Below are 16,561 nucleotides of genomic sequence, written 5' to 3' on the forward strand. Positions count from 1 at the left end.
GCCCATGCCCCACCCCCAGCCGGCCCCCTGAGGCCGTCCCCGCGGCCCCATGGCGCCGCCAGAAGCCGCGCCAGATAAGCCTCTCCAGCTGGTGCCGTGGGGTGGCCGGCAAGGTGGCCATGCCTGGAGGCGGTGCCGCTGACAGGCACGGCCGGGGCCGGTCCCGGCCGGCTATCCCCGGTGCCACTTTTTTCATCGGCCGGCGGCTGCGCTAGACTGGCGGGCAATTCCCTTTGCATGAAGGTTCGGCCCATGGTTATGCCCCTGGTGGTGGCGCCCCATCCGGAACTGGCTCCCTGGATCTACCACATCCTGGTGATGCCCCTGGACGGATGTCTCTCCCGTCTGCCCTCGGCCCTCAGCCCCGGCCTGCTGCTGTTCGCCCGGGGCGGTGCGGCGCAGCCCCTGGCCGACGGCAGCTGCCAGGCCGTGCCCCGTGTCAGCCTGACGGGGCCCTATCTGGGCCCCCGGGAGTCCCGGGCGGCGCCGGGCAGCGTCTTCCTTTCCGTCATGTTCCGCCCCGGCGTCATGGCCGAAGCCCTGGGGCCCGGCGTCGGCGAGCTGCGGGACCGCATCGTGCCCCTGGATGAAGTGCTGCCGCCCCTGCTGGTGCGGCAGATGCTGGAAACGGTGGATGCCAGCGACTCCCCGGCCGACTGGGTCGCGGCGGTGCAGGGCCTGCTGCGCCGCTGTCTGCGTCCGCGGCGCGACCCGGCGCGGCTGGCCGACCTGCTGGGCGCCTCCACCCACCTGTTTTCTCCCGCCGGCCAGATCGCCGCCCACCTAGGCATCGGCCTGCGCCAGCTGGAACGGCGGGTAGCCCACGGGTATGGCGCCAATCTGCGGGAGCTGCGGCGGGTGGCCCGCTTCGGCTTCTCCCTGGCCCGTCTCCAGGCCCAGCCGCCCCGGCGGGGCGAATTGACCCGCATCGCCCAGGACTTCGGCTACTACGACCAGGCCCACATGGACCGGGATTACCGGGACATGGCCGGCGCCTCCCCCGGGGAACTGCTGCGCGCCGTCGCCGATGGGGCTCCCGGATACTGGTGGTACCGCCTGGGGCAGCGGGACTTCCGCGACCTCTTCCTGCCCGACGATGTCGACTCCGTACAAGCCGGACTCTTTTCCCCCGCCTAGACTGCCCACCGTTTCCCTTGTCTGGAGAAAACGGTGCAACACGCTCCCACCCTGTACGGCGACGGCTATCTGCTGACCCAGGTCGACACCCTGACCGAAGCGGTGCGCAGCAACAGCCTCTGGTATCTCAGTTTCGGCCTGGCCTGCTGCGCCGTGGAAATGATCCACGCCGCCGCCTCCCGCTACGACATGGACCGCTTCGGCATGATGCCCCGGGCCAGCCCGCGCCAGGCGGACCTGATGATCGTCGCCGGCACCGTCACCAACAAGATGGCCCCGGCCCTGCGCAAGCTCTACGACCAGATGGCCGAGCCCCGCTACGTCATCTCCATGGGCTCCTGCGCCAACGGCGGCGGCTTCTACCACTATTCCTACTCCGTGGTGCGGGGCTGCGACCGCATCATCCCGGTGGACATCTACATCCCCGGCTGCCCGCCCACCGCCGAGGCCCTGCTCTACGGCCTGACCCAGCTGCAGAACCTGGTGCAGCGGCGCAAGCGCCTCATCCACCGGGCCGAGGAGGCGCGGGCGGCGGAGGCAACGAGAGGCGCCTAGGGCGGCCCGGGCGGCCATGAAAAAGGCCGGCTCGGAGGAGCCGGCCTGGCAGCCGTTGCCCTGGTACTGGCGCGGCTAGATGTTGAGCACGATGCGGCCGTCGATGTGGCCGGCCTTCATGCGGCCGAAGATGTCGTTGATGTTCTCGATCCGGTCGGTGCTGTAGTGAGTCTTCACCTTGCCCTCGCCGGCGAAGGCCAGGGCTTCTTCCAGGTCCTTGCGGGTGCCGACGATGGAGCCGCGCACGGTCTTGGCGTTGAGCACCACGTCGAAGATGGGCAGGCCGAAGTCGCCGGGGGGCAGGCCCACCAGGGACATGGTGCCGCGCTTGTGCAGCATGCCCAGGGCCTGACTGAAAGCACTGCGGGAGACGGCGGTGACCAGGATGCCGTGGGCGCCCTTGATCTGCTTCTGGATCTCCGCCACCGGGTCCACCTGGGCCGCGTTGAGGGTGACGTCGGCGCCCAGGGTCTTGGCCAGGGCCAGCTTTTCGTCCGCCACATCGACGGCGATGACGTGGAAGCCCATGGCCTTGGCGTACTGCACCGCCATGTGGCCGAGGCCGCCGATGCCGGAGATGGCGACCCAATCGCCGGGCTTGCATTCGAGAACCTTGAGACCCTTGTATACGGTGACGCCGGCGCACAGCACCGGGGCGGCGGGGGCGAATTCCAGGGTGTCGGGCAGCTTGCCGACATAGCCCGGATCGGCCAGCACGTATTCGGCATAGCCGCCGTTCACCGTGTAGCCGGTCATCTGCTGGGAATCGCAGAGGGTTTCCCAGCCGGTGATGCAGTGTTCGCAATGGCCGCAGGCGGTGTGCAGCCAGGGGACGCCGACCCGGTCCCCTTCCTTGACGTGGGTGACGCCGGCGCCGACGGCGGCCACATAGCCGACCCCCTCATGGCCGGGGATGAAGGGCAGGGAAGGCTTCACCGGCCAGTCGCCGTCGGCGGCGTGGAGGTCGGTATGGCAGACCCCGGAGGCCACCACCTTGACCAGCACCTGCCCGGGCGGCACCTCGGGCACGGGCACTTCCTCGATCACCAGGGGCTTGCCGAATTCGTGGACGACGGCGGCTTTCATCATCTGGGCCATGACGCTTCTCCTCAATGGATGGACGATGTCTCCATCATAGGCCTTGCTGCCGCCGGTTTTCTGATGCGGGTCAAATCTCGATGCCGCACAGGGCCAGCACCGCCAGGAGCCCGGGGCTCAGGTGCCGCTCGGCATGGACCAGCACCTGCAGGTCCCGCTCCAGGTTGAGGAAAGGGGCTGCCACCGGGGCCAGCCAGCCGGCCTGGAAGGCATCCTCCAGCTCCAGGCGGGAAAGGCAGCCCAGGCCCAGGCCGGCCCGCACGCACTGGCGGATGGCCTCCGGCTGTTCCAGTTCCAGGGCCACCCGGGGCGTCAGGGTGGCGTTGGCCAGGGCCCGGTCGAACACCTCCCGGGTGCCCGAGCCCCGCTCCCGCAGCACCCAGCCGGCCCCGGCCAGGTCCGCCGGCGTGGCGGTGCCGCCGGCCAGGGAATGGCCGGCCGGGGCAAAGACCTGGAGCCGGTCCGGGCGCCAGGAGAAGCGCCGCAGGCGGGGCTCCTGCACCGGCCCTTCAACGAAGCCCAGGTCGATGCGGAAGGCCAGCAGGTCGGCCCGCACCTGTTCCGTGTTGTGCAGGGAGAGGCGCACCCGGCCCTGGGGATGGCGCCGCTGCAGTTCCGCCACCAGGGGCGGCAGCAGGTGGTTGCCGATGGTCAGGCTGGCCCCCAGGTGCAGGTCGAAGGCGGCGGACCCGGCGGCACCGGCCTCGATCTCCCGCACCTGGTCCAGCACCTGCTGAGCCCGGGGCAGCAGCTGCCGGCCCGCCTCGTTGAGCAGCAGCTGGCGTCCCACCCGGTCGAAGAGCTGCACCGAGAGCTGCCGCTCCAGGTCCGCCAGGGCCATGCTGGCGGCGGACTGGGTCAGGGCCACCGCCTCGGCAGCCCGGGTGACGTGACCGTGGCTGGCCACGGCGGCGAAGACTTCCAACTGGCGCAGGGTGATTTTCATCGGCGTAGCTGATGTATTGAATAAGAATTATCGGTTTTACCTATTGTATGAGCGGGGGCTAATGTTCGCCAGGTTCGTTTTCGAGAAAGAAACTCATGGCAAACCTGCGGCAATGGAGACAGTGGATTCCCGGCCTGGCCCTGGCGGCCGCCATCAGCGCGCTGGCCCTGGGGCTGGCCCAGGGCGCCGGCCTGGTGCGCTACGGCGCCAGTTCCCTGACCCTGGCCATCCTCATCGGCGCCGTGCTTGGCAACGGCTGGCCGGCCCTGGCCCAGGGTGCCCGCCGCGCCGGCCTGGGGCTGGCCCAGCGCAACCTGCTGCGGGCCGGGGTGGCCCTTTACGGCTTTAACCTTTCCTGGCAGCAGATCGTCGCCGTGGGCAGCGCCGGCCTGCTGGCGGACGTGCTGCTGGTGGCTTCCACCCTGGCCCTGGGCTGTTTCATCGGCATCCGCCTGCTCGGTCTGGACCGGGAGACGGCCCTGCTCACCGCCGCCGGCAGCGCCATCTGCGGCGCCGCGGCGGTGGTGGCGACGGTGCCCGTGCTGCGCCTGGATGAAGCCCGCACGGCGGAAAAGACGGCGGTGGCGGTGGGCACGGTGGTGCTCTTCGGCACCCTGGCCATGGGCCTCTATCCCCTGCTGTATGCCTGGATCGGCCCCCAGCATCTGGACTTCGGCCGCTACGTCGGCTCCACCGTGCATGAAGTGGCCCAGGTGGTGGCCATCGGCGATGCCCTGGGGCCGGAGGTGGCCCGCGGCGCGGTAGTGGTGAAAATGATCCGGGTGCTGCTGCTGGTGCCCTTCCTGCTCCTGCTCGGCGCCTATCTGGCGCGGCGGGGCGGGGCCGAGTCGGAGGGTGGGTCCCGCCGCAGCCCGGTGGCGGTGCCCTGGTTTGCCGTGGCCTTCATCCTGCTGGCCGGGGTCAATTCCCTGCAACTGCTGCCCGAAGGGGCGGTGGCGGCCCTGCGCCAGTGCGGCATGGTGCTGCTGACGGCCGCCATGGCCGCCCTGGGCCTGGAGACCACCCTGGCCCGCATGGGCCGGGCCGGCCTACGGCCGCTGCTGCTGGGCGCCGCCCTCTTTGTCCATCTGGTGCTCGGCGGCGGCCTGCTCAACTGGCTCCTGGACTGAGGCGGCAGAAGAGATGTTCGTTTGGAAACGAATAGGGATGGGGGGCTGCTGATCTTGTGAGGAAATAGTCCCAACTACAGATGAGTTGGGGCTATGTGCTATGTGATCAGAAGTTGTAGTTGACGCCGAAAGAGAGCACCTGGTCGTGCATCTTGATGCTGGTGCCCATTTGCTCGACCAGCTTGGCAGCGCCGATGTCCTGGTACTGACCGCGTATAGTCCAGTTGCGGTCAATTGCATAGTCGATACCGATACCGATGACGGGGACCACGGAGCTCTTCGTTTGGCTGTAGCTGGCGCCGGTCGTTTGCACTTCGCCCTTGGCCCGGGAGGCCATGATTCCAGTCTTGGCGAACAGGGCCCATTGGGGGGAGACCTGCAGCTTCCACAGGGCGCTCAGCGTGAGACCGTTGATCTTGGCAGAGCCGTGGTCTCCGTCCACGTTGAGCTTGTATTTGCCAAGATCCAGGTAGCCGGCTTCCAGGTTGAGATAGGAAGCCGCCTTATAACCGATCAGGGCGCCGAAGGCTGTGTCGGTCTTGTCTTGGCTGACGCCGGGGGACGAGGTGCTGTAACCGCTGGGCAGCTTCAGAGAGAAGTCGGAACGGCCGATTTCGCCGCCGACGTACCAATTGCTTTCTTGTGCCTGGGCGGAAGAGAAAGCGGTCATGAGGCCGCAAAAGAGGATTGAGCTGGTTTTTTTGGTGAACATTTTGAGTGGTGCCTTGAGAAGTTAAAAATTATGAAAAAGGCATCAAGATTGTATCACTCATATGTCATTTTTTTGAAGACTAGTCTCCGTCTGGCGCGCTATTCAGAGCATTTTTCGTGTTTCGATGGTAAACCAGCCCCGCCGCCAGGGTCAGCAGGCCGCAGGCCGCCAGGGTGGGGCGGATGCCCACCTGATGGGCGACGCTGCCGACGATGAAGCTGCCCAAGGGCGCGATGCCGAGGAAGGCCATGGAGAAGATGGCCATGACCCGGCCCCGGTAGGCGTTGTTCACCCGGGTCTGGATCAGGGTGTTGCTGCCGGCGATGGTGATGATGACGCAAAAGCCGATGCTCATGATGATGGGGTAGGCCACCTGCTGGGAGGGGCTGAGAGCGAAGCAGGTGAGGGCGGCCCCCACTGCCGGGGCGGCCAGGGCCACCTTGCCTTCCAGGCCCCCCGTGTCGCGGCGGCTGGCGAGGAAGAAGCTGGCCACCAGGGAGCCGGCGCCGGCGCAGCCCATGAGCAGGCCGAAGGTGCCCGCGTCGCCGCCGAAAATCTCCTTGGCGAAAAGGGGCATCATCACCGCATAGGGCGTGGCCAGGAAGCTGATGCAGGAGACCAGCAGCAGGGAACGCCGGATCGGGCCATGCCCGCGCACATAGCGGATGCCCTCCTTCAGCGCATCCAGGGCCGGCGCCGGCCGACTGGGGCCCTGGGCCGGCAGGCGGATGGCCGAGAGAGCCAGCAGCACCGCCAGGTAGGAAAGGGCATTGAGCAGGAAGCACACCGCCTCCCCCATCAGCACCACCAGATACCCCGCCAGGGCCGGGCCGACGAAGCGGGCCGCGTTCATGAGAAAGGAATTAAGGGCGATGGCGTTGGGCAGATCCTCCTTGTCGTCCACCAGCTGCACCGCGATGGCCTGCCGCGCCGGCACGTCCAGGGCATTGATGCAGCCCAGGCAGAGGGCCATGAAAATCAGCAGCCCCGGCGTGATCCACTCCATCCAGGCCAGCACCGCCAGCACCAGGGCCTGCACCATGGAAAGGCTCTGGCTCAGCAGGAGCAGGCGCCGCCGGTCCACCCGGTCGCTCCACACCCCGGCGAAGGCCGAAAAAAAGAGGATGGGAATCTGGCTGGCAAAGCCCACGCTGCCCAGCACGAAAGCCGAATTGGAAAGCCGGTAGGCCAGCCAGGCCATGGCGATCTGCTGCATCCACGTCCCCGCCAGGGAGATCAGCTGGCCGACGAAATAGAGCCGGTAGTTGCGGGAATTGAGGGCACGGAGAAAGGCAGGCATGGCGGGGCGTCAGGAGAGCGTGCCCGACATGCTAACGAAAAGGGGCGGGGGAGGTTGTGACGAATGGTAAAGCGGGGGCTATCTGAATCGTGGCAGAACTTATGGCTTTGGAATAGAGGGTGGTTTGGAATGTAAAGCTAACGTTTGAAATCAACGGCTTGTGCGGCGTTTCGCGCAGGTCCGGTGGATTGAGAGGTTAGACATCATCGGCATCGCGTATCTCTGGGGCGGACGAATCGATTTGATAGTTGCGGAATTCATTCTGCAATTTAACAAACCATTCGCCATGATGTCGGTATTTGTCCTTGGCGATGGGGTAGCGATGGTACAGGTCGAAGAGATCATCGAACCAATAATTGTTATACCCGCTCTTCTTGAATGAAATTGACGGATGCTTCTCTTCAGCCCGAAATTCTTTCATCAAGCTTGGAGAGATGACTCGGCCATACGGATGTTTGAGCAGTCGATCTGCGCTCTTCAGCAGTTTAAAAATTGTCGGTATGTGATGTTGATCGCCTATCCAGTCCCAAAAATCCAAGGAGAACCCAAACGGGAAGACACGCCAACGAAGTTCGGAGAATTGAACAATAAGCACTGCATCCATGGATGACGGCTCAATAGCAATATACGATGCCAGGGGAGCTTCAGCAGCGATGGCCTCGACCTTCGAAACTTGATGGTCATAGATGACCTCAGAAGGATATTTGGCACCGGCACCATGTTTGAGCCAAGCGCCCGAAACTCCCGTGAGTGCGGATAGTGCGTTTATATAGAGTTCCGCGATTTCTACCTCACCAGATTCAATCGCCTTCCACTCCCTCTCACTCGGAAAGTCTATTTGCTCAATCAATCGAGAAATCTGGAGTGAAATATCCTGTCGAGCTTCCTTTATCCGGTTTCCACAGTCGAAGCGACGTAGCAATAGAGGCGAAGCAGGATCACGGGGAGATAATTCGCCGAAGTAGTTAAGTAGTAAATCCGCTTCTCCTAAAGTATGTCGTGTGATGCGTTCGAGTGAAAGTGGATCAAGTTCCCAGCCGTGGAGCCCACATGCCGTTCGATAGTCTTCTACTTCATCTTTAATCGGCGTATTTACGCAGAGCAGGACGCGCCGAATCTTTGAAGAAAACTTCGTGGAAGAAAGTTTCGCGATGTCGCCAAGGACTTTCTTGTGAATTTCGGATTGCTGAGTTGTGCAGATGATCGCCGTATATGTATCGTCCTGCGAATGGTAGACATGGGCATCGCATTTCCCTTTTGTAGTCTTTCCCATGAAGTTAAATGAGGGTTCAAGGGAATTAAAACCAGGATAAATTCGTGGCAGTAGATCGCTCATGAACCGTTCGAACTCATCGTCACCCATCCCGCCAACCTTCATTCTGATGCGTTCACTAGATGCGTTATTCATAGCTCAAGGACTTGGGGATGATGTCTAACGTTTGACGTGAGGGGCCGCCGTAGCGGCGAAGCCGCGAAGGGTACCCACAAGCGCAGCTTGTGGGCGGTCCCTCTCGACGGAATTGTTAGGCATTATTAAATACCCCAACTGCTACCCAAGCACCATAGCTAAAGCAAGCGAGACTGATGGTGTACGCCCCCATTGCCGCCCACAAGAAAAGGGGATGGCGGGTTGGGAGTATTTCGGTGTTAATAAGCTCATTAAGAAGGCGCAATTGTGTGACGTAAGCAAATGCCATTGCGACACCACAAGATACAAGGCCGCCAAGAAACCAAAGTAACGGAGCTGATAAGTCGGGAGGACAAGAGCCGTTTTTTGTCACGTTACCTAGGTACGCAAGAAGAGCAACTACTGCGCCTCCGTTGATTAACGCTAGATATCGGAAGCCTTCTGTGGAGAGAGTGATGAGAGACTTGTATGTCTCAGTTAGACGCTCTTGGTTAAAGTCACCGGCCATGAGTAATGCCTAAGTGAAGTAGACGGCAAAACTGCATATAAGCCGGCGAAACGCCGTATAAGTCAGAAAACGCAGCAGCCTGGGATGCTTGCCAACAGAGGCTTCCGCCAGATCGGCAGCAATATTCGAGGGGATAGATGGCAGTCATACGCGGCATTCGTTCAAAGTCGGGTTGATTTTGCCAGTCGTTCAGCCAAATGTCATGCGGGCAATCCTTGCGACTGCTTGCACATGAAAAAGGCCCGGGGCAACGCCGCCGGGCCTTGTAGTTGAGTGCCCCACCGGCCGCCCTGGCGGGCGGCGGCGGGGTTGGTGCCTTAGTTGAGATCGAAGCGGTCGGCGTTCATCACCTTGGTCCAGGCGGCGATGAAGTCGCGCACGAACTTTTCCTGGTTGTCGTCCTGGGCGTAGACCTCGGCGTAGGCGCGCAGGACCGAGTTGGAGCCGAAGACCAGGTCGGCCCGGGTGGCGGTGAACTTGGTGGCACCGCTGTGGCGATCGATGATGGCGTAGCTGTTGCGGCCCGTGGGCTTCCAGGTGTAGGCCATGTCGGTCAGATTGACGAAGAAGTCGTTGGAGAGTACGCCGACCCGCTCGGTGAACACGCCGTGCTGGCTGCCGCCGTGGTTGGCGCCGAGGACGCGCAGGCCGCCGACCAATACGGTCATCTCGCTGGCGGTGAGGCGCAGCAGTTGGGCCTTGTCGAGCATCATCTCTTCCGGCGTCACCACGTAGTGGGCCTTCTGCCAGTTGCGGAAGCCGTCGGCCAGGGGTTCGAGCACTTCGAAGGATTCCACGTCGGTCATGGCCTGGGTGGCATCGCCACGGCCCGGGGCGAAGGGCACTTCGACCGGGAAGCCGGCGGCCTTGGCGGCCTGCTCCACGCCCACATTGCCGGCCAGGACGATGACGTCGGCGACGCTGGCGCCGGTCTCAGTGGCGATCTTTTCATAGACCGCCAGTACCTTGGCCAGGCGGGCCGGTTCGTTGCCTTCCCAGTCCTTCTGCGGCGCCAGGCGGATGCGGGCGCCGTTGGCGCCGCCCCGCTTGTCGGAGCCCCGGTAGGTGCGGGCGCTGTCCCAGGCGGTGGCCACCATCTCGCCGACGGAGAGGCCGGCGGCGGCGATCCTGGCCTTCACCGCGGCCACGTCGTAGTCCCGGCGGCCGGCGGGGATGGGGTCCTGCCAGATGAGGTCTTCCTGGGGCACGTCCGGGCCGAAGTAGCGGGCCTTGGGGCCCATGTCCCGGTGGGTCAGCTTGAACCAGGCCCGGGCGAAGGTCTCGGAGAAATAGGCCTGGTCGTCGCGGAAGCGCTCGGCGATCTTGCGGTATTCCGGGTCGAACTTGAGGGCCATGTCGGCGTCGGTCATGATGGGCTTGCAGCGGATGGTGGGGTCTTCCACATCCACCGGCATGTCCTCTTCCTTGATGTTGATGGGCTCCCACTGGTGGGCGCCGGCGGGGGACTTCTGCAGCCACCAGTCGTAGCCGAGCAGCAGCTTGAAGTAGCCGTTGTCCCACTGGGTGGGGTTGGTGGTCCAGGCGCCTTCGATGCCGCTGGTCACGGTGTCGCGGCCAATGCCGCGGCTGGTGTGGTTGTTCCAGCCCAGGCCCTGTTCTTCCAGCTCGGCGCCTTCCGGGGCGGGGCCCAGGTTGGCGGCGCTGCCGTTGCCGTGGGCCTTGCCGACGGTGTGGCCGCCGGCGGTGAGGGCCACGGTTTCTTCATCGTTCATGGCCATGCGGGCAAAGGTGGTGCGCATGTCCCGGGCGGTCTTCAAGGGATCGGGCTTGCCGTCCACGCCTTCGGGATTCACATAGATGAGGCCCATCATGACGGCAGCCAGGGGGTTTTCCAGGTCCCGCTCGCCGGAATAGCGGCTGCCTTCGGCGCCGGTGGGGGCCAGCCATTCCTTCTCGGAACCCCAGTAGATGTCTTTTTCCGGATGCCAGATGTCTTCCCGGCCGAAGGCGAAGCCGAAGGTCTTCAGACCCATGGATTCATAGGCCATGTTGCCGGCCAGGATCATCAGGTCGGCCCAGCTGATCTTGTTGCCGTACTTTTTCTTGATCGGCCAGAGCAGGCGCCGGGCCTTGTCCAGGTTGGCGTTGTCGGGCCAGGAATTGAGGGGGGCGAAGCGCTGGTTGCCGGTGCCGGCGCCGCCCCGGCCGTCGGCGATGCGGTAGGTGCCGGCGGAGTGCCAGGCCATGCGGATCATGAGGCCGCCGTAGTGGCCCCAGTCGGCGGGCCACCAGGGCTGGCTGTCGGTCATGAGGGCCTTGAGGTCGTTCTTCAGGGCGGCCACATCCAGCTTCTTCAGTTCTTCACGGTAGTTGAAGCCGGCACCCAGGGGATTGGTCTTGGCATCGTGCTGGTGCAGGATGTCCAGGTTCAGGGCCTTGGGCCACCATTGCATGGTCTGGCTGCCGGCGGTGGTCTGGGCACCGTGCATGACCGGGCATTGGCCGGCGGGCTTGGTTTGATTCGTGTCGTTTGCCATTTTTTCCTCCTTGGGTGAACCGTTGATGATCGGATATGAGGCAGTCTAGTGAATCGGCTTTAATTATTAAAATTGATTAATTGAATATTCGAAATAGCCAATGGCTATGGTGAAGGAGGGCGGAAAAAGCGACTGCCCGGGCCGACCTGTCCGGGCAGTATAGTCCGCCGTCCAAAAAGAAAACGGCCGCATCGCTGCGGCCGTTTTGGCGTCTGCAACCGGTGGCATCAGGACCGCCACGGGATTGCCGGGAACCGGCCTTACACCTTGACGAACAGGGTCACCAGGGGCTCGTCGCCCACCTGGCAGCTCCAGTGGCCGTGCACTTTGGGATCGAAGGTGGCGCCGGCGGGCAGGGTGTCGGCGGAGTAGAAGTGCTGGCCGGCCTTGAAGTTGCGGCTGCTGCCGTCCTGCAGGCCGATCTTCATTTCGCCGCCGAGGACGAACAGCCATTGTTCTTCGGTGGTGCAGTGGAACTGGCTGCGGAAACCCACCGGGCTCTGGCGGAACTGGCAGGCCTTGGCCGGGGTGAGGGCGGAGAGCATGGCCTGGGGCGTGCCTTCGCTGAGGGGCACTTCTTCCTCGCGGAAGCGGGCGTAGCCGTCGTGATCGGTATACAGGGTGACTTTGGTGAAGGTGCTCATGGCTGGCTCCGGCGGAGTGGAGGGAATGGAAAGTGGTGGGGGAGTGGTGGTAGAAGGGGGCGCCGTCCGGCGCGGCGGCTCCGTTCAGCGCTTGGGTCCGTGGAAATAGGGCAGCAGGGCCTTGGCCGCCTCGATGCGCTGCTCGGTGCTGGCGCTGGCGTCGTTCATCACCGCCAGGAGAAAGTCCCGGGGATCGCTGAACTGGCTGCCCAGGCTGGGAGCGGCCAGGGATGCGGCTGTCGCGGCAGGTGCCGTGGAGAATGGCTTGGCTGTTGGCTGTGCGGGCGGTTCGGCCAGCGGCTCGTTAGCCACGGCCGCGGCGGACTCCGCCTGCAGTTGCGCCAGGGCCCGCTGGAAATCCGTGGTGCTGATGCTTTTCAGGGCGGCCAGCATGTCTGCCTGCTTGTCGGCGTTGGGGGCCATGGGCAGCCAGGTCTCGTCGGCGAACATGGCGCCCATGGTGGGGTCGATGAAGGCGCTCCAGCCTTCGTTGGCCAGCCGGGCCGGAGGCAGGTGGGGGCAGTCGTTGCCCTCGCCACCGTCGACCGGGTAGCAGCGCCGGGCGGCGGCGGGCACGTCGGTCAGATACTTGTGTACCAGGGCCTGGAGGAAGGCTTGCAGCGCGGCGACGGACTGGGGCTCGGCCAGGGACAGCCACAGCTGGTAGCCCGCCGGGCCGCCGACGGCCACGGCCGGGGCCGGCAGTTCCAGTTCCTCGGTGAGGGCCTGGCAGAGGGCGGCGGCCTGGGGCCAGTGGGCGCTGCGGGCAAATTCGATGACCAGGGCCCGGGCATAGCCTTCCGGGCTGGTCAGGTGCAGGGCGATGGCGGCCTCGCCGGCCGGGCCCCGTTCCAGGTCGGCGGCGGCGAGGCGGCGGGCCGGGGCGGTGACGGCCGCGCCCGGAGGCAGGACGTGGCCGCACTGTTGGGGCAGGCAGTAGAGGCGTTGCAGTTGGTCGATCAGTCGCATGGCGGATATCGGTTGGAAGGCGTTTGGTGTGCAGGGCCTGGAGCAGGGGGCGATTGTCAGTCCTCCTGCCGCCGCGGGTCCAGCACCGCGGCTAGCCGGTCGGCGGCCAGGGTGATGGCGGTGACCGCCAGGGTCAGTAGCAGCCCCGGATAGAGGCTGATCCAGTACTGGCCCGAGAGCAGGTAGGCAAAGCCGTTGGCGATGAGGCGGCCGAGGGAGGGCTCGGTGGCCGGGGCGCCGAGGCCGAGGAAGGAAAGGGTGGCTTCCAGGGAAATGGCGGCGGCCAGCTGCAGGGGCAGGATCACCAAGAGGGGCGGCAGGCAGTTGGGCAGCAGATGGCGCCACAGCAGGCGGGCGTGGGAGAGGCCCTGCAGGCGGGCGGCGGCCATGTAGTCCTTGCCCGATTCCACCAGGGCGGCGGCCCGGGCGCTGCGGGCGAAGTAGGCCCACTGGGAGGCGGCCAGGGCCAGGGCCACCTTGGGCAGGCCCGGGCCGGAGAGGGCCAGCAGGGCCAGCAGGGCCAGGGCGATGAGCAGGGCGGGGAAGGACAGCTGCAGGTCGGCCAGGGCCAGCACCAGCCGCTCCCAGCGGCCGCCGAAGTAGCCGGCGGTCAGGCCCAGGGCGGCCCCCAGGAGGCAGGCCAGGCCGGTGCCGGCGCCCGCCACCAAGAGGCTCAGGCGCAGGCCGTAGACCATGGCCGAGAGCAGGTCCCGGCCCTGTTCGTCGCTGCCCAGGAGATAGGTGCCGCCGGCTGCGGCGGCGCTGCCCGGGGGCAGGCGGGCGTCCAGGATGTCCAGGGCCGCCGGGTCGTAGGGGTTCTGGGGCGCCAGGAAGGGGCCGGCGAAGGCAGTCAGCAGGGCCAGGGCGAGCAGCAGCAGGGCCAGCTTGCCGGCGGGGTTGGCGGCGAAGCGGGCGAGGAAGGAGGACGAGAAACGGCCCATGCAGGGGGCCGCAACGCCGCCGCCAGCGGAAGTGGAAACGGGAGAGGAATCGGGAGTGGAATCGGGACGGGACTCGCTCATTGCCGCCCCTCCCGCACCCGGGGGTCGAGCCAGCCGTAGAGCAGTTCCACCAGCAGGTTGAGGACCACGAAAAGGGCGGCGGCGAAGAGCAGGTAGGCCACCACCACGGGGCGGTCCAGGGCGTTGATGGCGTCCATCAGCAGCTTGCCCATGCCGGGCCAGCCGAACACCGTCTCGGTGACCACGGCGAAGGCGATCAGGGCCCCCAGTTCCATGCCCAGCACGGTGACCACGGGAATGAGGGTGTTGGGCAGCACATGGCCCGTCACCACCCGGCTTTCCGTCAGGCCCTTGGCCCGGGCGAAGCGCACGTAGTCCTGGGCCAGGGCTTCCTTGCTGCCGGCCCGCACCAGGCGCACCACCAGGGCGGCCTTGTAGAGGGCCAGGTTGAGGGCCGGCAGCAGCAGGTGCCGCCAGCCGTCCAGGGTGAAAACCGACAGGGACAGGCCCAGCACTTCCCGGGTCTCGCCCCGGCCCCCCGGCGGCAGCCATTGCAGTTGCACGGCGAAGACCAGGATCAGCATCAGCCCGACCCAGAAGGCGGGCAGGGCGAAGCCCAGGGTGGATGCGGCACCGATGAGGCGGCCGGCGAGGGAGGTCGGCCGGAGGCCGGCCCACAGGCCCAGGGGAATGCCGAGCAGCAGGGCCAGGAAGAGGGCACTGAGGGCCAGTTCCAGGGTGGCCGGCAGGCGCTCCAGAATCAGGGAGAGGGCCGGCACGCCGTGGATGAAGGAGGTGCCCAGGTCGCCCCGGGCGGCGTTGCCGAGGAAGGTCAGGTACTGGCGCCAGAGGGGCTGGTCCAGGCCCAGGGCGGCGATGGTGCGGGCCGTGTCCGCCGGGTCGGCCTGGGGATCCACCAGCAGTTCAACCGGGTTGCCCACCACGTAGAGGGCGGCGAAGACCAGGGCGGAGACCGCCAGCAGGACCCAGGCCCCGTGCAGCAGACGGCGGAGGATGAAGGTCACGGTGCGGGTCTCGTCCGGGGTTGGGGCAGCTCGGCGTGCCTGCCGGCCTAGCGGGGCCGCACCTGGGCGGCGAAGGTGAATTCGTCGATGCGGGCCGGGTAGGCGAGGCCGGCGCGCAGGGCCCAGGTGGCGACCTGATGGTGCAGGGGGATCACCGGCAGCTGGGCCATGGCCTGGTCCATGGCCGTCTCGGCGGCGCGGCTGCGGCGGGCCGGGTCGGTGCTGGCCAGGGCGCTGCGGATGTCCGCATCCACCCTGGCGTCGCTGAAGCGGCCCCAGTTCCAGGCACCCCAGCCGGATTTTTCGTCCGGGGTGCCGAGCAGGGTGCGCAGGGCGAAGTCGCCGGAGAGGGAGCCCCAGCCGAGCAGGGCGGCGCTGAAATCGGCATGGCGCAGACGGCCGAAATAGGCGGCCAGGGGCAGGGTTTCCACCTTGGTCTTGACCCCGATGCGGCCGAAGAACTGGGCCAGGGTCTGCAGGATCTGTTCGTCGTTGAGGTAGCGGTTGTTGGGGCCGTGCAGGGTCAGGGCGAAGCCCTGGGGGTAGCCCGCTTCGGCCAGCAGGCGCTTGGCCCCTTCGGGATCGTAGGGCTCCGCCGCCGGCTGCTGGCCGTGGCCGGGAATGCCCGGCGCCACCAGGCGGCTGGCGGGCACCCCGAGGCCGTCCAGGGTGCGGGCGGCGAGGGCCTCCCGGTTGATGGCCCGGGAGAGGGCTTGGCGCACCTTGAGGTCTTTCAGGGGATTCTTTGCCAGGGGCTTGCCGGCCAGGTCGGTGACGAAAGGCGAGGCGTCGCGGAAGAGGTCCAGTTGCAGGAACAGGGTGCGCCAGGAGACGCGTTGTTCGAGGCGGAAGCGGGCGTCCTTTTTCAGCCTGGCCACGTCGGCGCCGGGCACGCCTTCGATCATGTCCACCTGGCCCGCCAGGAGGGCGGCGAGGCGGGCGGCATCCGCCGGCAGGATGCGCAGGGTGAGCGTGTCCCACGCGGGTTTCTCACCCCAGTAGCCGTCGAAACGGGCCAGCTCCACCGCCTCGCCGCGGCGGAACTTGACCAGGCGGAAGGGGCCGGTGCCCACCAGGGCCTTGCCGCTGTTGAAGTCTTCCGTCGTCGCCTTGGCTGCGGCCTTCTTCGAGACGATGAAAATGGAGGCCAGGTCCAGGGGCAGCGGGCCGTAGGGCTGGGCCGTGGTCAGGCGCAGGGTGTGGGCATCCACCACCTTCTTGCCGCTGATGGCCCTGGTGAAGCCGGTGAATGGACCCGGGCTCTGGGTGAGGCTGGCGGGGCGCTCCAGGGAGAAGACCACGTCCTCCGCCGTGAGGGGGCTGCCGTCGTGGAATTTCACCCCGGGGCGCAGCTTGAATTCCCAGGTGGTGGGATTGATGGCCTGCCAGGACTGGGCCAGGCCGGGCACCAGCTGGCCGTCCTTGTCTACCGCCACCAGGGTCTCGAAGAAGTGGCTGGCCACGGCGATGTTGGGGGCGGCGTTGAGATAGTGGGGGTCCAGGGAGGAAACGTCGGCGGCCAGGCCCACGCTGAGTCCGGCCGCCCGCAGGACCGGGCTGGCGAGCAGCAGCAGGGGAAGCAGGAAGGACAGCAGCAGACGACGGGCCATGGGGTTTCTTCGGGGCGTAGGATGAAGCGCGTTGGGTGAGGCCGACAACGGAATGATGG

At 66.0% G+C, this 16,561-nt stretch carries 14 protein-coding genes; 3 read left to right on the forward strand and 11 right to left on the reverse strand.

Annotation, left to right across the window (positions count from 1 at the left end; all coding sequences use genetic code 11):
* Window positions 1–252: 252 nt before the first annotated feature.
* Both AC1RTA_RS12570 and AC1RTA_RS12575 read left to right on the forward strand, forming a co-directional pair.
* Window positions 253–1,137 carry a helix-turn-helix domain-containing protein gene (locus tag AC1RTA_RS12570; protein ID WP_492784877.1) on the forward strand — a complete coding sequence of 295 codons (885 nt, stop codon included), beginning with the start codon at window positions 253–255 and terminating at the stop codon, window positions 1,135–1,137.
* A 51-nt stretch (window positions 1,138–1,188) separates the two neighbouring features.
* A complete protein-coding gene (locus AC1RTA_RS12575; protein ID WP_492784890.1) occupies window positions 1,189–1,692 on the forward strand; it encodes a NuoB/complex I 20 kDa subunit family protein in 504 nt (167 codons plus the stop codon).
* Between the two features lie 75 nt (window positions 1,693–1,767).
* On the opposite strand, the gene adhP is transcribed toward AC1RTA_RS12575, so the two are convergent.
* Window positions 1,768–2,790, reverse strand: coding sequence for an alcohol dehydrogenase AdhP (adhP, locus tag AC1RTA_RS12580; protein WP_205230256.1), 1,023 nt, complete (start codon window positions 2,788–2,790; stop codon window positions 1,768–1,770).
* A 70-nt stretch (window positions 2,791–2,860) separates the two neighbouring features.
* A complete protein-coding gene (locus tag AC1RTA_RS12585) occupies window positions 2,861–3,736 on the reverse strand; it encodes a LysR substrate-binding domain-containing protein (protein ID WP_492784878.1) in 876 nt (291 codons plus the stop codon).
* A gap of 95 nt (window positions 3,737–3,831) precedes the next feature.
* Here AC1RTA_RS12585 and AC1RTA_RS12590 point away from each other — a divergent pair, with 95 nt between their 5' ends.
* Complete coding sequence (locus tag AC1RTA_RS12590) at window positions 3,832–4,866, forward strand: YeiH family protein (RefSeq protein ID WP_492784879.1); 1,035 nt, start codon at window positions 3,832–3,834, stop codon at window positions 4,864–4,866.
* A gap of 106 nt (window positions 4,867–4,972) precedes the next feature.
* Here AC1RTA_RS12590 and AC1RTA_RS12595 read toward each other — a convergent pair whose 3' ends face one another.
* The 9 genes from AC1RTA_RS12595 to AC1RTA_RS12635 all read right to left on the reverse strand — a co-directional run bounded on the left by AC1RTA_RS12595 (window position 4,973) and on the right by AC1RTA_RS12635 (window position 16,502).
* Entirely contained in the window at window positions 4,973–5,578 is a 606-nt protein-coding gene (locus AC1RTA_RS12595; protein ID WP_492784880.1) for an outer membrane beta-barrel protein, read from the reverse strand.
* A gap of 79 nt (window positions 5,579–5,657) precedes the next feature.
* Window positions 5,658–6,878 (reverse strand): MFS transporter, encoded by a 1,221-nt coding sequence (locus AC1RTA_RS12600; RefSeq protein WP_492784881.1) that lies wholly within the window; start codon window positions 6,876–6,878, stop codon window positions 5,658–5,660.
* 196 nt (window positions 6,879–7,074) lie between these two features.
* The gene (locus AC1RTA_RS12605; RefSeq protein ID WP_157870617.1) at window positions 7,075–8,214 is read right to left on the reverse strand and encodes a hypothetical protein; all 1,140 of its coding nucleotides are present in this window, start codon (window positions 8,212–8,214) and stop codon (window positions 7,075–7,077) included.
* Between the two features lie 897 nt (window positions 8,215–9,111).
* Window positions 9,112–11,292 carry a catalase/peroxidase HPI gene (gene katG / locus AC1RTA_RS12610; RefSeq protein WP_492784882.1) on the reverse strand — a complete coding sequence of 727 codons (2,181 nt, stop codon included), beginning with the start codon at window positions 11,290–11,292 and terminating at the stop codon, window positions 9,112–9,114.
* A 260-nt stretch (window positions 11,293–11,552) separates the two neighbouring features.
* The gene (locus AC1RTA_RS12615; protein ID WP_014237291.1) at window positions 11,553–11,936 is read right to left on the reverse strand and encodes a cupin domain-containing protein; all 384 of its coding nucleotides are present in this window, start codon (window positions 11,934–11,936) and stop codon (window positions 11,553–11,555) included.
* A gap of 84 nt (window positions 11,937–12,020) precedes the next feature.
* A complete protein-coding gene (locus AC1RTA_RS12620; protein ID WP_492784883.1) occupies window positions 12,021–12,905 on the reverse strand; it encodes a hypothetical protein in 885 nt (294 codons plus the stop codon).
* Between the two features lie 56 nt (window positions 12,906–12,961).
* Window positions 12,962–13,927 (reverse strand): ABC transporter permease, encoded by a 966-nt coding sequence (locus AC1RTA_RS12625; protein ID WP_492784884.1) that lies wholly within the window; start codon window positions 13,925–13,927, stop codon window positions 12,962–12,964.
* Complete coding sequence (locus AC1RTA_RS12630; protein WP_492784885.1) at window positions 13,924–14,892, reverse strand: ABC transporter permease; 969 nt, start codon at window positions 14,890–14,892, stop codon at window positions 13,924–13,926. Before AC1RTA_RS12630 ends, AC1RTA_RS12625 begins: the two co-directional genes overlap by 4 nt.
* Window positions 14,893–14,939: 47 nt before the next feature.
* Window positions 14,940–16,502 (reverse strand): ABC transporter substrate-binding protein, encoded by a 1,563-nt coding sequence (locus tag AC1RTA_RS12635; RefSeq protein WP_492784886.1) that lies wholly within the window; start codon window positions 16,500–16,502, stop codon window positions 14,940–14,942.
* Window positions 16,503–16,561: the final 59 nt, after the last annotated feature.

The sequence above is a fragment of the Azospira sp. MPR-E4 genome, assembly GCF_058809645.1.